Below are 19660 nucleotides of genomic sequence, written 5' to 3' on the forward strand. Positions count from 1 at the left end.
GCTCACCTCTTCCTTGTCCGCGGGTCGAGCGCGTCGCGCAGGGCATCGCCGAGCAGGATGAAACTCAGGACCGTGAGCGCCAATGCCGTGGCCGGATAGAACAGGATGGGCGAACCGCCACGCAGCTGCACCTGATTGGTGCTGATATCCGATCCCCATGACACCGTGGTACGCGGCAGCCCGACCCCGAGATAGGACAGCGTCGCCTCGGTGACAATGAATCCGCCGAGCCAGATGGTGGTGACGACGATGAGCGGCCCGGCCGAATTCGGCAGCACGTGCCGGGCCAGGACGCGCGCGCGCGACACCCCCAACGCGGTTGCCGCGCGGACGTATTCGCTGTTCTTCGCCTCGATCACCGCACCGCGGGCGATGCGCGCCGCCTGCGGCCAGGTGAAGGTCGCCAGGATCAGGATGACCGTCCACATCGTGCGCTGGTCGAGCAGTTGCATGATGACGATCGCCGCGAGCATGAGCGGAAGCGCGAAGAATATCTCCGCGATCCGCGACACGACCGAGTCGAGCGGCCCGCCGTAGAAACCGGCCAGAGCGCCGAGCGTGCCGCCGATCAGCAAGAACATACTCGTCGCGCCGAGTCCGCACAGCACCGAGGCGCGCGCGCCGTACACGGTGCGCGCGTAGATGTCACAGCCCTGTTTGTCGAAGCCGAAGGGGTGGCCGGCGCCACGCGGGTCCATGCTGAAATCGCCGTTGCAGTACCGCGGATCCTGGTCGGTGAACAGCCCCGGCCAGATCACCACCACGAGAACGAACAGGATCAGCAGGGCCGCGACAACGAACAGCGGATTGTGCCGCAGCCGATGCCAGGCGTCGAGCCACAAGCCGACCGGCGCGACGGATTCGTCCACCCGGTCGGTGGCGAGTACCTCCACCTCGTCGGGCGGGGCGATATAGCGTGCCTGTCCCGGGCGCGGTTCCCGCGCCGCGTCAGGCATAGCGGATCCTCGGGTCCAGGGCGGCGTAGAGCAGGTCGACGACCAGATTCGCGAGCAGGAATATCACCACGAGCACCGTCACGAACGAGACCACCGTCGGCGGTTCGCCGCGCACGATCGCCTGGTACATCGTGCCGCCGACGCCGGGAATATTGAAGATGCCCTCGGTGACCACCGCGCCGCCGATCAGTGCCCCGAGATCCGCGCCGAGGAAGGTGACCACCGGGATCATCGAATTGCGCAGGATGTGCACCGTGATCACCCGTCGGCGCCCGAGGCCCTTGGCGGTGGCCGTGCGCACGTAGTCCGCGGACATGTTCTCCGCCACCGAATTACGGGTCAGGCGCAGGACGTAGGCGAACGAGAGCGCGCCGAGCACGAAGGCGGGCAGCAGCAATTCCGACAGGCTCGCGTGACCGGTGACGGTCACCGGCGCGATCTTCCACTTCACCCCGAAGACGAATTGCGCGAGGAAACCGAGTACGAAGATCGGCACCGCGATGATGACCAGGCTGACCACCAGCAGCGTCGAATCGAAGAGTTTGCCTCTGCGCAGACCTGCCACGAGTCCGAACAGCACGCCGAATATGCCCTCGATCAGGATCGCGAGCAACGCCAGTTCGATGGTGACGGGAAAGGCGCGGGCCAATTCGTCACGTACCGGCCGCCCCGAGAACGACGTGCCGAAATCGAGGGTGACGATGCCCTTCAGATACAGCAGATATTGCACGATGAACGGCTCGTCGAGGTGATAGCGCGCCCGCAGCGCGGCCTCGACGGCGGGCGTCATGGGTTTGTCGCCCGCCAGCGCCCGGATCGGATCACCGGGAACGAGGAATACCAGTCCGTAGATGAGCAGCGTCGCCCCGAGGAACACCGGGATCATCTGAAGCAGCCGCCGCAGGATGTACCAGCCCATACGATCTCCCGGAATCGCGACTACTTCTCGATGTTCTCGAAGTCGAACAGACCGTTCCACGCGAGGTCGGCCTTGACCACGTGTTCCGAACGCCCCGCCGCGGCACGGTAATCGAAGACCGGGATGTCGGCCATGTCCTTGAACAACAGCGCCTGCGCCTGCGCCACGATCCGGTAGGACTCCTCGAGCGTCGGCGCGGCCAGCGCGGCGTCGAGCAGGCGGTCGAATTCCGGGTCGGCGTAGTCGACGTTGTTGGTGTCGGAATAGCTGTAGTACTGCGAGGTCAGGAATTGCAGCATGGTCGGGTAGTCGCCCTGCCAGCCGTAGCGGAAGGACTTGCCGATCGACTTCGCGTTCACCAGATCCCTGATGTTCTTGAAAGTCGGATAAGGCGCGCCGACGGCGTCGATGCCGAGTGTGTTCTTGACGCTGTTGGCGACCGCCTCGATCCACGCCTGATGGCCGCCGTCGGAGTTGTAGGCGATCTCGTAGCGCCCCGACCACGGCGCGATGGCGTCGGCCTGTGCCCACAGCCGTTTGGCCTCGTCCGGATTGTATTTCAGCATTTCCGAACCCGGCACGTTCGGATCGAAACCGGGCAGTGTGCTCGCGGTGAAATCGCGTGCGGGCTGTTTGGTGTCGTTGAAGATGGTTTGGCAGATCTGTTCCCGGTTGATCGCCAGCGATATCGCCCGGCGGCGCAGCAGGCCCTCGGCCCCGCCGAAATGCGCGACGTTCGACTGCACGCCGATGTGCTGGTTCTGCGCGGTGGGCGCGAGGATCGCACGATCGCCGAGATCGTTGCGGTAGGTGGTCAGGGCGCTGTCGGGAATCGTGTCGAGGGTATCGAGGTTGCCCGCGAGCAGATCGGAGTAGGCGGTGTCGAAGGACTGGTACATGACGAAACGCAGCCCCTTGTTCTTGGCCTGCCGCCCGCCCCGATAGTCCGGATTCGGCGTCAGATCGATCTTGACATTGTGTTCCCAGGCGCCGTCACCCGCGAATTTGTACGGACCGTTGCCGATCGGGTTCTCGCCGAATGCCTTCATATCCTGGTAGGCGACCGCGGGCAGCGGATAGAACGGCGCGTAGCCGAGCGCCGTCTCGAAATCGATGGACGGTTGTTTCAGCTCGACGGTGAAGGTCCGGTCGTCGACCACCCGCAAACCCGACATCGTCTGTGCTGTCGGCTTTTCCGCGGAGACCTCGTCGAATCCGACTATCGGAGTGAACACGTAGCTCTGCAACTGCGCGTTGGTGCCGAGCGCGCCATAGTTCCAAGCGTCGACGAAGGACTTGGCGGTCACCGGGGTGCCGTCGGTGAACTTCCAGTCCGGCTTGATGGTGATGCGGTAGTTCCTGCGGTCGGTCGAGGTGATCGACTCGGCCATCTCGTCGTGGGCAACGCCCTTGTTGTCGTAGTACTTCAGCCCCGCGAAGAGGCGATCGACCACGCGGCCGCCCATGTTCTCGTTGGTATTGGTCGGCACCAGCGGATTCTGCGGCTCGGCGCCATTGGTGGTGACGATGGCGGCGTCGACCGAATCGGTCGACGAGCAGGCGGACAACCCGAGGCCCGCGGCGAGCAGAACCGCCGCCGTAACCGCGGTAGCTTTGTGAAATATCAACGCGCTCTCCCGATTTCGGCATCGAACGGAACCGCGGGCACGTGCGGTCCCCCTGCGCGCCCGAAGCGATCCCACCAAAGGAACTCTCTCGGAGGTTAGCCATCTCCGACCGAACTGTCATCGGATCGAGCCACGTTCGGGACACTTGTTACCCGCGCGGCAACACGGCCGAAACAGGCGCAGGGATTCGCCGGCCTTCAGCCCGGACAGCACGGGATCTCACGAGAGGCGTTGGAGGACGCCACGGTATCCGGTGCCGATTCGCCGACCGCCTGTCGCTTGCCCTGACGCTCGCCCCAGGGTGCGGAGAACCGCTGAGCACATCGGCCCCCTCGCCATCCGAACGGGCGTCGCGCAACCCGCCGGACTCGGCCACGGGGGCGTGTTCGACCTGTCGGTGCTAGGCGCGATCGGGTTCACCGTTAGCCTTCTTGTGGCGGAACTCGCGCCGGCCGATGTCGATGACGGATCCGCCCTCGAATTGGCGAAGGCCACGGTGTTGGTGACATCAACGGCGGCGTGCCTCGCCGGTTCGGCGATACTGTTGCGGCGTGGGCGTGTCCACCGGGCACGGCGTGCCGCGCAGGCGCTCGGCGGCGTCGGCGTGGACGACGGTGCGCGCCGCGCAGATCGAACGAAGACGAGGCAGTGCCGGGACAGGGAGAAGGGTCGACCAAGTGAGTTTCACCCAGGGCGGTAACGGGTCACACGGCGGCGGCGATGCCGGGCATCGGACGCTGACGTCCATACCCTTGACCGACGCCGATCCGATTGGTTCGGCGAGTTTCGGCAGTCTGGTGCGCGACGCGACCGAGCAGATGTCGACGCTGGTGCGCGCCGAGGTGGAGTTGGCCAAGGCCGAGGTGACCGGCGAGATCAAGAAGGGGCTCCAGGGCAGCGTCTACTTCCTCCTCGCGTTCACGGTTCTGCTGTTCAGCTCCTTCTTCTTTTTCTTCTTCCTCGGGGAGCTGCTCGACGTGTGGCTGGCCCGCTGGGCGGCCTTCCTCATCGTGTTCCTGCTGATGGTGGCGACAACGGTGATCCTGGCGCTGCTCGGCTATCTGCGTGTGAAGAAGCTGCGGGCGCCGGAGAAGACCATCGATTCGCTCAAGCAGGCCCGCACGGTACTGCCCGGTGGATTCGGGTCGTCGGCGCATGAGGACCGGCCCGCTCTGAGCAAGTGAGGGTTCCCCGCCCGACCTCTCGCAAACATCGACGCGGTTGCGAAACGCCGACAGCGCGCGCCACGCGAACTTCGGCGCACTAGGCTCGGGGGACGTGTCGTCGAACTCACTTCCTGATCCGTCCACCGTCCGCTTCGAGGGACCGTGGGCACATCGCGACGTGCACGCCAACGGCATCCGATTCCACGTGGTGGAGGCGACGCCCGAACGCACGGACGCGCCACTGGTGGTGCTGCTGCACGGTTTCGCCGACTTCTGGTGGTCGTGGCGACATCAGCTGACCGGACTCGCCGATCTCGGATTCCGCACCGTCGCGGTCGACCTGCGCGGCTACGGCGACACCGACAAACCGCCGCGCGGCTACGACGGCTGGACGCTGGCAGGCGATGTCGCCGGACTCGTGCGCGCGCTCGGCCACACCGAAGCGACACTGGTCGGGCACGCGGAGGGCGGGTTGGTCTGCTGGACCACCGCCGTTCTGCATCCGCGTTTGGTGACGGCCATCGCGCTGGTGAGTTCGCCGCATCCGGCGGCGCTCAAGTCCGCTGTACTGCGCGACAGCCGCCAGCGCGCGAGCTGGCTGCCCAATTTCCTGCGCTATCAGCTGCCGCGCTATCCCGAACATCTGCTCACCACCCGCGACGGCTTCGAGGTGGAGCGACTGCTGCGTCAGCGGGTCGGGGCGCGATGGGCGGGCACCGCCGAATTCGTCGACACCGCGCATCGGATGCGGTCGGCGATCCGTATTCCCGGCGCCGCGCACTGCGCGCTGGAATATCAGCGTTGGGCCTTCCGCAGCCAGTGGCGACCCGACGGCCGTCGATTCATGGCGACCATGCGCGAACCCATCCACATCCCGGTACTCGCGCTGCGCGGCGAATACGACCCGTATCTGCTGCGCTCCACCTTCCACCGCGGGCGACAGTGGTCACCGCAGCGGCGGCTGGTCACCGTGGCCGATGCCGCGCATTTCGCGCACCAGGAGAGCCCGGACACGGTGACCACCGAAATCGCCAAGTTCCTCGGCTGATTCGCGAGGAATCAGCTCAGGACGCATGCCCCCGTGTTGATCGGCGAATACGCGCCGATCGCGGCCTCGAGATCCGGGCGGACCTCCGCGAGGGTCAGTACGTAGCCGGTGTCGTCGTCGGTGACCGCCGCGCCGAACACCATGCCGAGCACCTGGCCCTCGGTATCGACCAGCGGCCCGCCGGAGTTGCCCGCGCGGACCAGACCGCGCACGGTGTAGACCTCGCGTTCCACGGTGCCGTTGCGGTAGATGGTCGGGCCGGTGAGGTCGAGCGTCTCACGGACCCTGGCCGCGCTCGCGGTGTACGGTCCGCCGCCCGGATAGCCGAGCACGATGGCGCTCTCCCCCGAACGCGCGGATTCGGGCGACTGCGGCACCACCGGAGCGGTCAGCCCCGGCACGGCGAGTACGGCGACGTCCTTGGACGGATCGAACAGCACCACGGTCGCGTCCAGCGGCCCGCGCGCGGTGTCGACCGCGACGCTGGTGGTGCCCGCCACCACGTGCGCGTTGGTCATCACCCGTTCCGGCGCGATGACGAATCCTGAACCCTCCAGCGCGCGTTGGCAGCTCGGGGCGACACCGCGGATGCGAAGCACACTCTGTTGCAGCGAGGCCGCGACCGGACTGGCTAGCACGCCCGGGTCGGGCGGTTCCACCGCGGCGATCGGCGCGCGCCCGAACGGTCCGATGACATCGGGCAGCCCGGAGGTGTTGAGCAGTTGGGAGAATTCGTTGGGGACCTTGCGCAGCCAACTCGGCGCTACCTCGTTGACATCGGAGAGCACCTTGGACCCGTTGATGGCCGTCGCGATCGCGGGCTGGGACGAGGTCGCCAGCGGCAGCGCCAGCAGCCACGCGGTGACCAGCACCGCCACCGCCTGAAGGGCGGCGCCGACCACGCTGTCCACGCTGCGGGTGAACGGGTGCCGCATGCTGCCGCGGGCGGCGCGGCCGAGCACCATGCCCGCGACCTCGCCGACGATCACCAGCAGCACGATGAGCAGGATGCCGGTCAGCACGCGTTTTCGGCCCGCGTCCACATGGACGAGCAGATGCGGGGCGATAAGGATGCCCGCGACCGCGCCGAGTACCACGCCGAGGAAGGCCAGCGCCGAGGCCACCGCACCCTGGCGCCAGCCGGAGGAGGCGGCGAGCAGGGCGAGCAGCAATACGGCGATGTCGAGCCAGGCCGAGGAACTCATAACGTCATTCCCACGGCCGCCAAGGTCTTTTCCAGATCGCGCACATCCTCGCGATCCCAGTCCCGTTCCCAGCCGGCGGCCCCGAAGATGCCCGCGAGTATGCCGCCGGTGAGGCCCCACACCAGCAGGCCGTCCACCAGGAAGGCCGGACTGGTGTAGCCCATCGTGCCGCGCACCAGGAACCGGTTGGCGGGATCGAGCAACTCGGCCAACGGAACCCGCACCACGCGGTCGGTCTCACCGCGGTCGACCACGCGCACATCGCTCGGCGTGCGCCAGTAGGCCAGCACCGGGGTCACGTCGAAACGCGACGGCGGCACGAACAGTTTCGGCAGCACAAGCAGCGGTTCGACCCCGGAACGATCCAGACCGGTCTCCTCGGCGGCCTCACGCAGCGCGGTATCGATCGGACCGTTATCACCGGACTCGACACCGCCGCCCGGGAAGGCGACCTGACCGCGATGCTGACGCATGGTCGAGGCTCGCTGGGTCAACAGCACGTCGGCGTCGGCCGGAAGTCCGCCCGGCGCACCGGGATCGACCTCGGGCGATCCGCCGAACAGCACGAGAACCGCCGCCTGACGCGGCTCGCCCTTCAAGGTCATGGCCCGGCGCATCGCCCGCGCCAGTGACAGGGTGTCGGAGCCGTCGGCCGTGCTCGGTTCGGTGGCGCGACGCAGCCACGCGGGCGCGTCGGGCGATCCCGTCATGCCGCCCCCTCGGGCGAACCGGCCCCGTTGAACCTGCGCACCATCACCTCCGCGAACGACTTGTCGGCCCGCAACAGTCGCTGCGAGATCAGCGCTTTCGTACCGCACCCCCCGACGAAATCCGTGCGGCGATCCCCGCCCGTCGTCATGCGGCGACTCCAAGTCGCGCCGCGACCGTTTCGGCGATGTCATCCACGCTGTCGAAGGTGCGCACCACGACCTCGGCGACGGTACCGTCCGCCCGCAGCAGCACCGACACCGGCAGTACCGCCGGAGCGCCGACAGCGCCGCGCACCGAAGCGGCGGGATCGAGTACGCCCGGCAGTTTCACGCCGAGCCCCGTCAATCGGGACAGCGCCTTGGCCTCATCGGGATCGCTGTGCACAGTCAGCACGGTAATCGCGCCGCCCGCTCGATGTGCGTACTGGCTCAGATATGGCAACTCCTGCGCACACGGGCCGCACCAGTAGGCCCACAGGTTCAGCAGCGCGGGTCTGCCCGCGAGTGCGGCGGCCAGCGGGAGCGGCTGTCCATCGGCGAGACAGTTCAGGGTGATGGTCGCCAGCGGTCCCGCGCCGACCGCGTCCGGTCGGGGCCGCGGGCACGGCGCGAGTCCGGCTTCGGCGCGCGCCTGCTCGGAGCTCGCGGACGTTACCGCGATCCGATCGGGCGCACCGTCGTGCACCGCGCGCGGCCACAGGGCCACGGCCAGCGCGACCACGGTGACGGCACCGGCCAGCAGCAGCCGAACGGTGACCGGAATCCGGCTCACCGCCCGACCATTCCGAGCAGATGCGCGCGTTCGGGGCCTTTGACCAGTGCGGCGGCGGCGTCGGGATCGACCGGCCCGATGCCGAAGGACGGGCAGTCCGCGGCCAGCACGCACACCCCGCATGCCGGTTTGCGGGCATGGCACACCCGCCTGCCGTGGAAGATCACCCGATGGGACAGCAGTGTCCACTCCTTGCGTTCGATCAGCTCGCCGACGATGTTCTCGACCTTGACCGGATCTTCCTCGGCGGTCCACTGCCAGCGTCGCACCAGACGGCCGAAATGGGTGTCGACGGTGATGCCGGGCACCCCGAACGCGTTGCCAAGGATGACGTTGGCCGTCTTGCGGCCGATTCCCGGCAACTTCACCAATTCGCCGAGGGTGTGAGGCAATTCACCATCGTAGTGTTCCAACAGGGCCTGACCGAGCCCGATGAGCGCGTTCGTCTTGTTGCGGAAGAAGCCCGTCGGACGAATGAATTCCTCCAACTCGACCCGGTTGGCCTCGGCATATGCGCGCGCGTCGGGGTAGCGGGCGAACAGCGCGGGTGTGGTCAGGTTCACGCGTTCGTCGGTGCACTGCGCGGAAAGTATTGTCGCCACGGCCAATTCGAGGGGCGTGGTGAAGTCGAGTTCGCAGTGCGCGTCCGGGAAGGCGCGGGCCAGGGTGCGGTTCATCCGGCGGGCCCTTCGCACGAGTCCGAGCTGGGTTTCCGCCTGTCGGGTCCGCGATTTGCGCTTCGCGGGCGGTGTGTCGCCGGGCCGCTGCTCGGGGGTCTCGGTGGCGGGCGCCTGCCCGCCGACGGCGGGGGTGGAGGAAGTGGCACGCACCCGTCCACCATACGGAACCGCGAACACCCGTCGCCCGCCCAGATCGACTGCCGTGTTCCATCTGAGACCTACACAGTGTTTACTGCTCGCTATGCAAGGACTCGCTGTGGTGCTGTTCCCAGTGGTGTTGATGCTGTTCGCTCTGCTCATGGAGCGGGTCGAGAATCGGCTCCGCAAACTTCTCGAACCCGAGCCCGAGGTTCAGCAGTACCTGGACAACGCCAGCAACGCCGAGGTGAAGGAGCTGACCAAGCTCGGACTGCCCGCCGCCGTGGCCCGGATGCGCAAGCGCCGGTCGAGGGGTGAGGAGCTGGACGTCGCACGGGCGAGCTGAGCCCGACCCACCCCGATACCGAGAACATCACAGAGCTTCGGACCGGCCAACGCCCCGCCGCGCAATACATGCGTTACGTGGTGTCTGTCACTACGCTGTCACAAGTCCGCGTAGACTGCGCTGTTGGCCGAATCGCTTCGGTCCAGGACAAGCCATTTCCCATAAGGAGCACATTCGTGGACGAGGCCCTCGCCAGAGCAGGCATCTTCCAAGGCGTTGAGCCCACCGCAGTGGCGGCACTCGCCAAACAATTGCAGCCAGTGGATTTCCCGCGCGGGCACGTCATCTTCAACGAGGGTGAGCCAGGGGATCGTCTGTACATCATCACCTCGGGCAAGGTGAAGATCGGCCGTCGTTCGCCCGATGGCCGGGAGAATCTGCTGACCATCATGGGCCCGTCGGACATGTTCGGCGAACTCTCCATCTTCGACCCGGGTCCGCGCACTTCGACCGCGACCACGGTCACCGAGGTTCGCGCGGTCACCATGGACCGTGACGCGCTCAAGTCCTGGATCGATCAGCGGCCGGAAATCGCCGAACAGCTGCTCCGCGTGCTCGCCCGGCGTTTACGACGCACCAACAACAACCTGGCCGACCTCATCTTCACCGATGTCCCCGGCCGGGTCGCCAAGGCGCTGTTGCAGCTGGCCCAGCGTTTCGGCACCCAGGAGGCGGGCGCGCTGCGCGTCACCCACGACCTCACCCAGGAAGAGATCGCGCAACTCGTAGGCGCCTCCCGCGAGACCGTGAACAAGGCGCTCGCCGACTTCGCGCACCGCGGCTGGCTACGCCTGGAAGGCAAGAGCGTGCTGATCTCCGACTCCGAGCGCCTCGCCCGGCGCGCGCGCTGACCCCGACGACGACCCGCCCACCCGGTACGGCACCGGGCGGGCGGGATCATCAGCCGTTCGCGCGCAGATATTCCAACTGGGCCCGCACCGAACTGCGGGCGGCGGGCCACAGCCGCTGATCCACATCGGCGTAGACCACCCGCACCACGTCCATGGCATCGGCGTCGTCGCCGAGTTGCCCCAGCGCGGCACGGACCTGCGCCAAGCGCTCGTGCCGGTGCGCGATGTAGTACCGCGCCACCGGCTCCAGGTCCGCGTGGTCGGGACCGTGCGCGGGCAGCAACGCCTTACCCGCCCCCGCCTCGACCAGCCGTTCCAGCGACTCGAGGTAATCGGCCAGCGCGCCCTCGGTGGAGGCCAGCACGGTGGTGCCGCTGCCCAATATGGTGTCACCGGTCAGCACCGCGTCATCGAGGACGAAACTGACCGAGTCACCGGTGTGGCCGGGCGTCGTCAGCACCCGGATGGACAATCCCGCCGCCTCGATCACCTCGCCGTCGTGCGGCGCGGACTCGGTATCGCGCCGGTGCGCCGGATCGACCGCGCGTACCGGGCTGCCGGTGAGCTCGACCAGACGGTCGATGCCCCCGGTGTGATCGAGATGGTGGTGGGTGACGAGGGTGAGGGCGACCCGGCCTCCGGTGGCCCGCGCGATGGCCTCGCTGTGCGCGTGATCCTCGGGCCCCGGGTCGACGACCACGTATTCGGCCGCGTCCGGCCCGCCCAGAATCCAGGTGTTGGTGCCGTCGAGGGTCATCTGGCCGGGGTTGTCGGCCAGCAGGACCGCCGCCGTCGGCGTCACCTGTCGCAACCGCCCGTACGCGGGATGAGTCAGCGTCATCGGATTACCCCATCGAATCGGGAAACGTTGTCCACCAAAGTGTCTAGCGCACCTCGGCGATGAGTTCGACCTCCACCGGAGTGTTCCTCGGCAGTTCCGCCACCCCGACCGCGGAGCGCGCGTGTCGGCCCGCCTCGTCGAACACCTCGCCGAGGAATTCCGACGCGCCGTTGATCACCAGGGGCTGATCGAAGAATCCGGGCGCCGAGGCGACGAATCCGACGACCTTCACGATGCGCACGACGGCGTCGAGTCCGACCAGGTCGTGCACCGCCGCCAGCGCGTTGAGCGCGCACAGCCGCGCGGCGTGCGCGGCGGCCTCGACACCGACCTCGGCGCCCACCTTCCCGACAGCCGAGAGCTGTCCGTCGACGAACGGCAGCTGACCGGAGGTGTAGACCAGCGATCCGGTGCGCACGGCCGGGATGTAGGCGGCCACCGGCGCGACCACCGGGGGCACCGTCACGCCGAGGCGTTCCAGGTTCTGCCGCCAGTTGGTCGCGGCTTCCGCGGCCACGGCTACTGCCTCGGACGCTTCAGGTAGGCGACGTGCTGTTCACCGGTCGGGCCGGGCAGCACCGTCACGAGTTCCCAACCGTCGGCGCCCCACTGGTCGAGGATCTGCTTGGTCGCGTGCGTCAGCAACGGCACGGTGGCGTACTCCCACAGGGTCACATCACTCATACCGAGGAGACTAGTCGCCCGCCCGCCGGGAAAAGCATCGGATGCGCGGCGCACGGGGCCCGCTGTCTGGTACGGAAGCGCCCGGAAATCGGTCGCCGACCGTATCCCCCGGACGCTTGCTCGGATCGAGTTATAGGCTCGCGATCGTGGGAGTACCAACAGCAGTGCCCATTTCGGCGGAGCCGGGGCCGGAAACGGGCTGGCCCGAGCGCGCCGAACAAGCCCGATTACATTTCGTGTCGGGCAAGGGCGGCACCGGAAAGTCCACGGTCGCCGCGGCATTGGCGCTCGCGCTGGCCGCGGGCGGTCGCCGGGTGCTCTTGGTCGAGGTGGAGAGCCGCCAGTCGATCGCCCAATTGTTCGACCTGCCGCCGCTGCCGCCCACCGAGACCCGGATCGCGACCGCCGACGGCGGCGGCGAGGTGGTCGCGCTCGCCCTCGATATCGAACATGCGTTCCTGGAATACCTGGACATGTTCTACAACCTGGGCTTCGCCGGTCGCGCCATGCGCCGGATGGGCGCCATCGAATTCGTCACGACCATCGCTCCCGGTCTCCGTGATGTCATCGTGACCGGAAAGATCAAGGAATGCGCCGTGCGCACCGACAAGTCGGGCGCGCGGGTCTACGACGAGGTGGTCGTGGACGCACCGCCGACCGGCCGCATCGCCTCCTTCCTCGATGTCACCCAGGCCATGGGCGAGATCGCCAAGGGCGGCCCCATCGCCTCGCAGGCCGACGGGGTCTCGCGCCTGCTGCATTCGGACCAGACCCTGATCCACCTGGTCACCCTGCTCGAGGCGCTGCCCGTGCAGGAGACCGCCGACGCGGTCGCCGAACTCACCGCCAACGAACTGCGCATCGGCACCGTGATCGTGAACCGCGCGGGCGAGGGATTCCTGCCGCCGGAGGTCCGCGGACGCGCCGCCGACGGCGATATCGACGTCGAAGCGCTGCGCGCGGGTCTGGCGAGCGCCGGAATCACCCTGTCCGACGCCGACTTCGCCGGGCTGGTCACCGAGACCGTCGAACACGCCGCGACGCTGCGCGCCCAGGACGCCAGCGCCGCGGAACTGAAGCGGGTCGATGTGCCGCAGCTGTACCTGCCCGCCCTGCCCGACGGCATCGACCTGGGCGGACTGTACGAGTTGGCCGAACATCTGAGCACGCAGGGAGTCCACTGATGACCACATCGGCGGGCGCCGCGCCCCTGGACATCTCGCGCATCATCGAGGACGCCTCGGCCCGGGTGCTGGTGTGCTGCGGCTCCGGCGGGGTCGGCAAGACCACCACCGCGGCCGCGATCGCCCTGCGCGCGGCCGAACGCGGGCGCAAGGTGGTGGTGCTCACCATCGACCCGGCGCGCAGGCTGGCCCAGTCACTCGGCGTAGCGGATCTGGACAACAGTCCACAGCGAGTGGATCTCGGTCCCGAGGTCGCGGGCGAGTTGCACGCGATGATGCTGAATATGCGCCGGACCTTCGACGAGATGGTGCTCGAGCACACGAGTGCGGACAAGGCCGAGCAGATCTTCGCCAATCCGATCTATCAGACGGTGGCATCCTCCTTCGGCGGCACCCAGGAATACATGGCGATGGAGAAGCTCGGGCAACTGGCCGGGCGGCGCGAATGGGACCTGATCGTGGTCGACACCCCGCCATCGCGCAACGCGCTGGACTTCCTCGACGCGCCGAAACGGCTGGGGAACTTCCTCAACGGCAAGATGATCCGGCTCATCATGGCCCCCGGCCGCGGTGTCGGCCGCTTCGTGACCGGTGCGATGAGTCTGGCCATGCGCGGCGTGTCCACGATCGTGGGCGGCCAGATGCTCAAGGACGCCTCGATCTTCCTTCAGTCGCTGGAATCGCTGTTCGGCGGCTTCCAGGACCGCGCCGAGCGCACCTACGCGATGCTGTCCAAGCCCGGAACCCATTTCCTCGTGGTCGCCGCGCCCGAACCGGACGCGCTGCGTGAGGCGTCCTTCTTCGTCGACCGGCTCTCCACCGAGCGCATGCCGCTGGCCGGCTTGGTGCTCAACCGCACGCATCCGGCCCTGTGCGGACTACACGCGGAACGGGCGCTCACGGCGGCCGAACAGCTCACCGGTACCGACGACGTGACCGCGGCGGCCCTGCGGGTGCACGCGCAGCGGGTCACCACCGCCAAACGCGAACAGCATCTGCTGCACCGGTTCACCGGTGCGCACCCGAGGGTGCCGATCGTGTCGGTGACCGCGCTTCCGTTCGAGGTCTCGGATCTGGCGGCGCTGCGCGTCGTGGGCGATCAGCTGACCGGCGCGGCCGAATCCGGGTAGCTTTCAGGCGCTCTCGCTATTGCTCGGAAACGACGTCGAGCCCGCGGGTCGCGGGCTCGGTGTCACGCGCGTCGTCGCTACATGGCGATCTGATGCTGCCGCTGGGCCTGGAAGAAATCCGCCCAGGAAGTCACCTCGGGATGCTGTTTGAGCAGCGCACGCCGCTGACGCTCGGTCATACCACCCCACACACCGAACTCGACACGGTTGTCGAGTGCGTCGGCGCCGCACTGCATCAGCACCGGGCAGTGCCTGCAGATCGTCGCCGCCTTGCGCTGCGCTGCGCCACGGACGAACAGCTGATCGGGATCCACTTCCTTGCATCGGGCCTGGGCTACCCAGGCGATTCGCGCTTCGGCCTGCTCCACGTCCAATCGAGCGATGGGGGTTGTCATATGCATTTGGTGTGCCCCTTTGCAGTCCGAACACCGGGTCAACGGCGCTCCAGAATCGCGTAACAGCTCGCGGCAACCCGAACCCCGCTGCGAACTGCACCACATTCCACTTTGAGTGTTAGCTCTATCACACTGGGTTCTCAATCTAGGTAAAGGTATGGGCTCTGCGCAAGACCGTCTCGAGATTTATTGGTACGTCCGTCCCTGCGACACCCGCGGAGAACCGGACGGTCGCCGCGCCGTGCCCGCCGCCATCCCCCGACACGCGGGACACTCGTGTGCGACACGCCCACACGCCGCCGCTATCCCCGGATTACCCGCGCCGCCCGGGAAACACTCGTGCGAACGGCGACCACCGCACCCCGTACTCTGACAGGCGTGCCGATCACACATACGCTCGCGAAGCTGGCAGGCAGCTGCGCGTTGGCCGCCGTGCTCGTCGCCGGTCTGTTGTTTCCGCTCGCAGGTGGTTTCGGGTTCGTATCCAACCGCGCGGCCGACGCCGTCGACAACGTGTCCGCGGAACTGGTCGAGGGCACGGTGCCCGCCGTGTCGACCATGGTTGACGCGAGCGGAGCGCCGTTCGCGTGGCTCTACGAGCAGCGCAGGTTCGAGGTGCCGAGCGACAAGATCTCCAACGACATGAAGCTCGCGATCGTCTCGATCGAGGACCGGCGCTTCGCCGAACACGAAGGCGTCGACTGGCAGGGCACCATCCGCGCGTTCCTCACCAACACGACCAGCGGTGAGGTCCAGCAGGGCGCGTCGACCCTGGATCAGCAGTATGTGAAGAACTTCCAGCTGCTCGTTGTCGCCAAGACCGACGCCGACCGACGCGCCGCCATCGAGACCACCCCCGCCCGCAAGATCCGCGAGATCCGCATGGCGCTTACCCTCGATCGCGAGCTCACCAAGGAAGAGATCCTCACCCGTTATCTGAACCTGGTGCCCTTCGGTAACTCCTCCTACGGCATCCAGGACGCCGCGCAGACCTACTTCGGCGTCGACGCCGCCAACCTCAACGTCGCCCAGTCGGCGATGCTCGCGGGCATGGTGCAGTCCAGCTCCAAGCTGAACCCGTACACCAACCCGGAGGGTGTGCTGGCGCGCCGCAATACCGTGCTGGACACCATGATCCAGAACATCCCCGCGCGTGCCGAGGAATTCCGCCGGGCCAAAGCCGAACCGCTCGGCGTGCTCACCGAGCCCAAGGGTCTGCCGCGCGGCTGCATCGCCGCCAACGACCGCGGCTTCTTCTGCGATTACGCGTTGCAGTACCTCGCGAACGCGGGCATCAGTCGCGAACAGATCGACAAGGGCGGCTACCTGATCAAGACCACCCTCGACCCGACCGTGCAGGATTCGGTGAAGCGCTCGCTCAGCGAGGCCGCCAACCCGAACCTCGACGACATCGCCCAGGTCATGTCGATCATCGCGCCCGGGGCGGATTCCCATCCGCTGGTCGCGATGGCCAGCAGCCGCACCTACGGGCTCAACCGCGACCGCAACGAGACGGTGCAGCCGCAGCCGTATTCCATGGTCGGCGACGGCGCGGGCTCGATCTTCAAACTCTTCACCACCGCCGCGGCGATGGAGAAGGGCATGGGTATCAATGCCCAACTCGACGTGCCCGGCCGATTCGACGCCAAGGGCCTCGGCAACGGCGGTGCGCGCGGCTGCCCGCCCGCCACCTACTGCGTCGAGAACGCGGGCAAGTACAAATCGCCCATGTCGGTGACCGAAGCACTGGCCACCTCGCCGAACACGGCGTTCGTGAAGCTCATCCAGGCCGTCGGCGTGACGCCGACGGTCGATATGGCCGTGCGTCTCGGCATGCGTTCCTACACCGAACCCGGCAGCTCCGGTCACGGCAACCAGAGCCTGGCCGACATGGTGAAGGAGCAGAACCTCGGCTCGTTCACGCTGGGTCCGGTGGCGATCAACCCGCTCGAGCTGTCGAATGTGGCCGCCACCCTGGCCTCCGGCGGCCGGTGGTGCCCGCCGTCGCCGATCAAGGAGGTCACCGATCGCTACGGCAAGCCCGTTCCGCTGACCCAGCAGGCGTGCGAGCAGGTGGTCGAGCCCGGTCTGGCGAACACTCTCGCCAACGCCATGAGCAAGGACGACGTCAGCGGCACCGCCGCGGGCGCGGCCGCCGCCACCGGCTGGCACTGGGCGCTGTCCGGTAAGACCGGCACCACGGAGAGCCACCGCTCCTCGGCCTTCCTCGGTTTCACCAATTCCCTGGCGGGCGCGGCCTACGTCTACGGCGACAGCCCCACTCCCGGCGAGATCTGCTCGTTCCCGCTGCGCAGTTGCGGCAGCGGCGACCTGTTCGGCGGTAACGAACCCGCCCGCACCTGGTTCAACGCCATCAAACCGGTGGTCGAGAAGGGCCCCGAACCGGTGCTGCCGCCCCTTGACGACAAATACGTCCGCGGATCGAACCAGGCGCAGGTCCCCGACGTCACCGGCATGGGCCAGAGCGAGGCGACCGCCGCGCTGGTCGCCGCGGGCTTCCAGGTGCAAGCCGTGAACGGCAACGGCCCGCTTCCCAAGGGCAATGTCATGAGCAGCGCCCCCAACGGATCGGCGATCCCCGGCTCGGTGATCACGATCTACATCAGCGACGGTACCCAGCGGGCGGCCCCCACACCCGCCGCGCCGATCCCCGGCGCACCCGCGCCACCGGCCGTACCCCCCGGTTTGCAGTTGCCGCCCTGGTGGCCGAGATAGCGGGCGAATGAACGAAACCGCCGCCCCGATTCGCTTCGGGACGGCGGTTTCGTCGTTCAGGACCGACTCAGAGCCTGGCCTTCACCGCAGCCGAGATCCGCGAACCATCGGCCTTCCCCTCGGCCAGCCCCGTAGCGATCTTCATGACCTGCCCCATCTGCCGCATCCCCGGCCGCTCGCCGATCTCCTCGGCAACCTGAGCGATGGCGGTGTCGGCGAGATCGGCGACCTCCGCATCGCTGAGCTGGGTGGGAAGATACTCGTCGATGACCCGGGCCTCGGCGTGCTCGTTGGCCGCGAGTTCCCCCCGCCCCGCCTGCGTATAGACCTCGGCGGCCTCACTGCGCTTCTTGGCCTCCTTCTGGAGGACGGAGACAACCTCGGCGTCGGAGAGTTCACGCGCCTGCGCCCCCGCGACCTCGGCGTTCTGGATCGCCGCGAGCAACATCCGCAGGGTGGAGAGGCGCAAGGCGTCCTTGGCCTTCATCGCGGCGGTCATATCCGCCCGCAATTTCGCTTTGAGTTCCGACATGGCCCCACCGTAACCGTTCCCCCCGAGCCCACCCCACACATTTACCGCTCACCCCCCGGTGTCGCGCGCGGTACCGGTGTTCCCAGGTCGGCTGTGCAGGCCGATCCCACACCAGCCCCAAACCACAAACCGACCCATCCACACCCAACCCAGCCCACCCGGAGCGAGTCTTACGAGCGACCGGTTCGCGGCCGTCTCGCGTCCGAGGGGCCGCGACAATGCGACGCAGTCGCGAGTCGCGGCCCCTCGGACGCGAGACAAAAGGGGCCGCGAACCCCGCGGCGCCGAAGGCGCCGCCAGAGACACAGTGCGCAATCACACCCAGCGTTCTCGGGCGTGCTCACCTATGCTGGGCAAATGCCCGTAATCTCGACCTCCGCTGTCTACCGAACCGCGCTGGGAGCCGCCGGAGTCGCGGTGGCCGGAATCGGCTACGCCTCGCTCATCGAACGAAATGCTTTCATCCTGCGCGAGGCTACGATGCCGGTCTTGCAGCCGGGCTCGTCGAGCCTTCGGGTGTTGCATCTGAGTGATCTGCACATGATGCCCGGTCAGAAGTTGAAGCAGCAGTGGTTGCGTGAGCTGGATCGGTTGGAGCCGGATCTGGTCGTCGATACCGGTGACAATCTGTCGCATATGCGCTCGGTGCCCGCTGTTGTGCAGGCGTTGGGCGGGTTGCTTTCGCGTCCCGGGCTTTTCGTGTTCGGCAGCAATGACTACTTCGCGCCGGTGCCGAAGAATCCGGCTAAGTACTTCAAGAAGGATCACCGCCGGGTCTATGGCGCTCCGTTGCCGTGGAAGGATCTGCGCGCGGCGTTCACCGAGCGCGGGTGGCTGGATCTGACGCATGTGCGCCGTGATCTCGAGGTCGCCGGCGTCCGTATCGCCACGGCGGGTGTGGACGATCCGCATCTCCAACGTGACCGGTACGACACCATCGCGGGCGCGCCGAATCCGATGGCGGATCTGCGGATCGGTTTGACGCATTCCCCGGAGCCGCGGGTGCTCGACCGGTTCGCCGAGGATGGCTACGACCTGGTGATGGCCGGGCACACGCATGGCGGTCAGCTGGTGCTGCCGGGCTACGGCGCGTTGGTGACCAATTGCGGTATCGACAAGTCGCGAGTGAAGGGTCCGTCGAAGTGGGGTGAGCACACCCGGTTGCACGTGTCGGCCGGCTTGGGCACCTCGCCGTGGGCTCCGTATCGCTTCTGCTGCCGTCCCGAGGCGACGTTGTTGACGTTGGTGGCGGCTCCGCCACGGCGTCCGGGCGCCGATTCGGGTCACGGGGTGTCGGCGTCGCGGGCCGTGGCACGCTGAGTTCGGGTCGTGCTCGCGGAGGCGGCGAGCACGGTCGGGGGTGCACCCGGTAGGGTCGCGTGCCGAGACTTGGTGTCGGAGCAGGGGACGACAACGTGGGTGTGGTCAGCGAGCTGTTTGCGGTTCCGGTGCGTACGATCGTGCGCGGGGTGTGGCGATGAACGACGAATTCGGTGGGCGCGGTGAGACTTCGGTCGGTCACCCGACCGCGGGTTCGCGGGCGCCGTCGGTCCCGTCCTATGTCCGGAGTTCTCGACGTACTGGTCGCGGCGCGTCGACTTCTATTGCCGGGCGGTCTGTTTCGCCGGAAGCCGGGCCGGGCTCAACGGATGCCGTTGGTGGCTGGTCCCTTTCGGATGACGGCCCGTTCGGCGCACCCGTGCGGTGCGCTCCCGAATTGCCCTGGAGCAGCGGGGCCG

General features: G+C 67.6%; 21 protein-coding genes and 1 pseudogene. 9 read left to right on the plus strand and 13 right to left on the minus strand.

Annotated elements, in window-relative coordinates; genetic code table 11:
• Positions 1-2: 2 nt before the first annotated feature.
• From APZ21_RS31925 to APZ21_RS31935, 3 genes are read right to left on the minus strand one after another with little or no spacing between them, the layout of a single operon-like run.
• Positions 3-956 (minus strand): ABC transporter permease, encoded by a 954-nt coding sequence (locus APZ21_RS31925; RefSeq protein ID WP_054816813.1) that lies wholly within the window; start codon positions 954-956, stop codon positions 3-5.
• Positions 949-1875: an ABC transporter permease gene (locus APZ21_RS31930; RefSeq protein ID WP_054816814.1), complete on the minus strand. Its 927-nt coding sequence runs from the start codon at positions 1873-1875 to the stop codon at positions 949-951. Before APZ21_RS31930 ends, APZ21_RS31925 begins: the two co-directional genes overlap by 8 nt.
• Positions 1876-1895: 20 nt before the next feature.
• Complete coding sequence (locus tag APZ21_RS31935) at positions 1896-3503, minus strand: peptide ABC transporter substrate-binding protein (protein WP_239476972.1); 1608 nt, start codon at positions 3501-3503, stop codon at positions 1896-1898.
• A 331-nt stretch (positions 3504-3834) separates the two neighbouring features.
• Between APZ21_RS31935 and APZ21_RS31940 the strand changes: the two are divergent.
• From APZ21_RS31940 to APZ21_RS31950, 3 genes and pseudogenes are all read left to right on the plus strand, one after another.
• Positions 3835-4203, plus strand: a pseudogene (locus APZ21_RS31940) (Na+/H+ antiporter NhaA); the annotation flags it as partial.
• Positions 4181-4687, plus strand: coding sequence for a phage holin family protein (locus APZ21_RS31945; RefSeq protein ID WP_054816816.1), 507 nt, complete (start codon positions 4181-4183; stop codon positions 4685-4687). The pseudogene APZ21_RS31940 and the gene APZ21_RS31945, both read left to right, overlap by 23 nt.
• 94 nt (positions 4688-4781) lie before the next feature.
• Positions 4782-5717: an alpha/beta fold hydrolase gene (locus APZ21_RS31950; RefSeq protein WP_054816924.1), complete on the plus strand. Its 936-nt coding sequence runs from the start codon at positions 4782-4784 to the stop codon at positions 5715-5717.
• Positions 5718-5728: 11 nt separating this feature from the next.
• On the opposite strand, the gene APZ21_RS31955 is transcribed toward APZ21_RS31950, so the two are convergent.
• The 5 genes from APZ21_RS31955 to nth are packed head-to-tail and all read right to left on the minus strand — an operon-like array spanning position 5729 to position 9099.
• Positions 5729-6922, minus strand: a complete 1194-nt coding sequence (locus APZ21_RS31955) for a MarP family serine protease (RefSeq protein WP_054816817.1) — start codon at positions 6920-6922, stop codon at positions 5729-5731.
• A complete protein-coding gene (locus tag APZ21_RS31960) occupies positions 6919-7632 on the minus strand; it encodes an NUDIX hydrolase (protein ID WP_054816818.1) in 714 nt (237 codons plus the stop codon). Before APZ21_RS31960 ends, APZ21_RS31955 begins: the two co-directional genes overlap by 4 nt.
• The gene (locus tag APZ21_RS34600) at positions 7629-7781 is read right to left on the minus strand and encodes a hypothetical protein (protein ID WP_156371448.1); all 153 of its coding nucleotides are present in this window, start codon (positions 7779-7781) and stop codon (positions 7629-7631) included. Before APZ21_RS34600 ends, APZ21_RS31960 begins: the two co-directional genes overlap by 4 nt.
• Positions 7778-8404, minus strand: coding sequence for a TlpA family protein disulfide reductase (locus APZ21_RS31965; RefSeq protein ID WP_054816819.1), 627 nt, complete (start codon positions 8402-8404; stop codon positions 7778-7780). Before APZ21_RS31965 ends, APZ21_RS34600 begins: the two co-directional genes overlap by 4 nt.
• Positions 8401-9099 carry an endonuclease III gene (gene nth, locus APZ21_RS31970; RefSeq protein ID WP_054816925.1) on the minus strand — a complete coding sequence of 233 codons (699 nt, stop codon included), beginning with the start codon at positions 9097-9099 and terminating at the stop codon, positions 8401-8403. The genes APZ21_RS31965 and nth overlap by 4 nt, the downstream gene beginning before the upstream one ends.
• Before the next feature lie 226 nt (positions 9100-9325).
• Between nth and APZ21_RS31975 the strand changes: the two genes are divergently transcribed.
• Positions 9326-9568: a hypothetical protein gene (locus tag APZ21_RS31975; RefSeq protein WP_054816820.1), complete on the plus strand. Its 243-nt coding sequence runs from the start codon at positions 9326-9328 to the stop codon at positions 9566-9568.
• A 176-nt stretch (positions 9569-9744) separates the two neighbouring features.
• The gene (locus APZ21_RS31980; protein WP_011206875.1) at positions 9745-10419 is read left to right on the plus strand and encodes a Crp/Fnr family transcriptional regulator; all 675 of its coding nucleotides are present in this window, start codon (positions 9745-9747) and stop codon (positions 10417-10419) included.
• Positions 10420-10468: 49 nt separating this feature from the next.
• Here the strand turns inward: APZ21_RS31980 and APZ21_RS31985 are convergent, their stop codons facing one another.
• The 3 genes from APZ21_RS31985 to APZ21_RS34605 are packed head-to-tail and all read right to left on the minus strand — an operon-like array spanning position 10469 to position 11944.
• Positions 10469-11260 carry an MBL fold metallo-hydrolase gene (locus APZ21_RS31985; RefSeq protein ID WP_054816821.1) on the minus strand — a complete coding sequence of 264 codons (792 nt, stop codon included), beginning with the start codon at positions 11258-11260 and terminating at the stop codon, positions 10469-10471.
• A gap of 43 nt (positions 11261-11303) precedes the next feature.
• Positions 11304-11777 carry a RidA family protein gene (locus tag APZ21_RS31990; RefSeq protein WP_054816822.1) on the minus strand — a complete coding sequence of 158 codons (474 nt, stop codon included), beginning with the start codon at positions 11775-11777 and terminating at the stop codon, positions 11304-11306.
• A 2-nt stretch (positions 11778-11779) separates the two neighbouring features.
• Positions 11780-11944, minus strand: a complete 165-nt coding sequence (locus APZ21_RS34605; RefSeq protein WP_085999251.1) for a Sp36 family protein — start codon at positions 11942-11944, stop codon at positions 11780-11782.
• A gap of 164 nt (positions 11945-12108) precedes the next feature.
• Between APZ21_RS34605 and bagA the strand changes: the two genes are divergently transcribed.
• Both bagA and bagB read left to right on the plus strand, forming a co-directional pair.
• On the plus strand, positions 12109-13128 hold the full coding sequence (bagA, locus tag APZ21_RS31995; RefSeq protein ID WP_054816823.1) for an ATPase BagA: 1020 nt from the start codon (positions 12109-12111) through the stop codon (positions 13126-13128).
• Positions 13128-14258 (plus strand): ATPase BagB, encoded by a 1131-nt coding sequence (bagB, locus tag APZ21_RS32000; protein ID WP_054816824.1) that lies wholly within the window; start codon positions 13128-13130, stop codon positions 14256-14258. Before bagA ends, bagB begins: the two co-directional genes overlap by 1 nt.
• A 77-nt stretch (positions 14259-14335) precedes the next feature.
• Here bagB and APZ21_RS32005 read toward each other — a convergent pair whose 3' ends face one another.
• Positions 14336-14659 carry a WhiB family transcriptional regulator gene (locus APZ21_RS32005; protein WP_054816825.1) on the minus strand — a complete coding sequence of 108 codons (324 nt, stop codon included), beginning with the start codon at positions 14657-14659 and terminating at the stop codon, positions 14336-14338.
• A 372-nt stretch (positions 14660-15031) separates the two neighbouring features.
• Here APZ21_RS32005 and APZ21_RS32010 point away from each other — a divergent pair, with 372 nt between their 5' ends.
• Positions 15032-17389: a transglycosylase domain-containing protein gene (locus tag APZ21_RS32010; protein WP_054816826.1), complete on the plus strand. Its 2358-nt coding sequence runs from the start codon at positions 15032-15034 to the stop codon at positions 17387-17389.
• 67 nt (positions 17390-17456) lie between these two features.
• Here the strand turns inward: APZ21_RS32010 and APZ21_RS32015 are convergent, their stop codons facing one another.
• A complete protein-coding gene (locus tag APZ21_RS32015; protein WP_054816827.1) occupies positions 17457-17921 on the minus strand; it encodes a GatB/YqeY domain-containing protein in 465 nt (154 codons plus the stop codon).
• 357 nt (positions 17922-18278) lie between these two features.
• On the opposite strand from APZ21_RS32015, the gene APZ21_RS32020 reads away from it, so the two are divergent.
• Positions 18279-19241 carry a metallophosphoesterase gene (locus APZ21_RS32020; RefSeq protein ID WP_054816828.1) on the plus strand — a complete coding sequence of 321 codons (963 nt, stop codon included), beginning with the start codon at positions 18279-18281 and terminating at the stop codon, positions 19239-19241.
• The last annotated feature ends 419 nt before the right edge of the window (positions 19242-19660 follow it).

This window comes from Nocardia arizonensis (assembly GCF_001310275.1).
Lineage (GTDB): Bacteria > Actinomycetota > Actinomycetes > Mycobacteriales > Mycobacteriaceae > Nocardia > Nocardia arizonensis.